1 protein-coding gene is annotated in these 1,419 nt (G+C 74.3%); it reads right to left on the reverse strand.

Annotation, left to right across the window (positions count from 1 at the left end; genetic code table 11):
* Positions 1-134: 134 nt before the first annotated feature.
* Entirely contained in the window at positions 135-1,409 is a 1,275-nt protein-coding gene (locus tag AC5YDA_RS12400; RefSeq protein ID WP_496189301.1) for a right-handed parallel beta-helix repeat-containing protein, read from the reverse strand.
* Positions 1,410-1,419 lie beyond the last annotated feature (10 nt).

Consider the following 1,419-nt stretch of genomic DNA (forward strand, 5'->3'; position numbering starts at 1 on the left):
TCACTGTCGAGATCCAAGGTTGCCGACCCGCTGATTGAACCACACCGATGAACCCATCGTGCGTCATGGTGTGAGGCGTGGGAGGCCCGTCGGGAAGAAGGCCCGCCTCCGGGCGCCGTATCCGGCCCAACCCGTCAGGTGCCGCGGACGAGGGTGCAGGTGTTGTCGGTCAGGGTGGGCGCCGCCTTGTCACCGACGACGATGCCGAAGGGGACGGAGTCGCAGGTGGTGCGCGCGATGGCCCCCGTCGCAGCGCCCGTGACGATGACCGCCGCGCGCGTCGCGCGCTCGATCCGGAGCCCGTCCACGGTGGCGGCGGCGTCCCCGTCCGCCTGCAACCCGACCTCTCCCCCGGTGACGGTGCTGCTCGCCACCTGGGGGGTGGCACCGCCCGTGATGGCCAGGCCGACGAGGTTGTCGGTGAACGTCGAGTCGCGGATGGATCCGGATGCGGAGTCGAAGAAGCACACCCCGCACTGACCGTTCCCGGCGAAGGTGGCGTCCAGCACGCTGACGCGGTGTGCCCCCGTCACCGCCAGCCCCGCCCAGTCGTTGTCGCGGAACTCCACGGCGTCCGCCTGGAGGGTGGTGCCGCGCCCCGCTGCCCGGGCCCCGGCGTCCGCCAGCAGGACACCCGCACCGCCCTGATCCTGGCCGCGCCGCGCCCCGGTGAGCCTGACGCCGTCCAGCACGAGGGACGCCTCCCCGCCGGCCACGATGCCGGAGCCGAGGGATCCCGGATCCCGGGCCAGTGCCAGGTCCGCGATGCGGACGGGCTTGTCGGCGACGACGAGGATCGACGCCTGATGGGCGCTGGAGGCCAGGACCGTGGCGTCCCGACCGGCGCCACGGATGGTCACGGCGTCCAGCAGGACCAGTGCGGACGACAGCCGGTACTCCCCCGCCTCCAGGAGGAGGGTCGCTCCCGCGGGCGCCTCGGCCAGCGCCTCGGCCAGGTCGTCGCCCGGGGTGACCGTGCGCTCGGCGGAACCACCGGCGATCCGGCCCTCGATGCCGGCGAGCACCCTGTCCCGGACGGCTTCACCGACGGGGCCCCGCGCCTCGACCGCGCCCAGGGCCCGGCCGACCTCCGTCTGGACGTCCGCGGCCGGGCAGCCGTGTTCGGAGATGGCGCGGGCGGCGGCGTCCAGTGCGGCGGTGACGTCGGTCGTGCCCTCGGATTCGAAGGGCCGCGCCGAGGGCAGGAGGACGGACGGGGCCGCGATGTTGTACGGGTCGACCAGTCGCTGCAGGGCGGCTCCCACCTCGGTCGCCACCGCACGACACGCCTGCGCCGACCACGGGGTGGGGGTGGGTGACGGCGAGGAGGCGCTGGGGGTGGCGCAGCCCGCCAGAAGGAGGCATGCAGCGACGAGCGAGGCGGCGGTCGACCGTCGGGGGGTCCTCATGGCGAGCAAG

The sequence above is a fragment of the Propioniciclava sp. LT294 genome (assembly GCF_059516005.1).

Coding starts and splice junctions, on each gene's coding strand:
- AC5YDA_RS12400 (WP_496189301.1), bottom strand. CDS start 1,409: ATGAGGACCCCCCGACGGTCGACCGCCGCCTCGCTCGTCGCTGCATGC.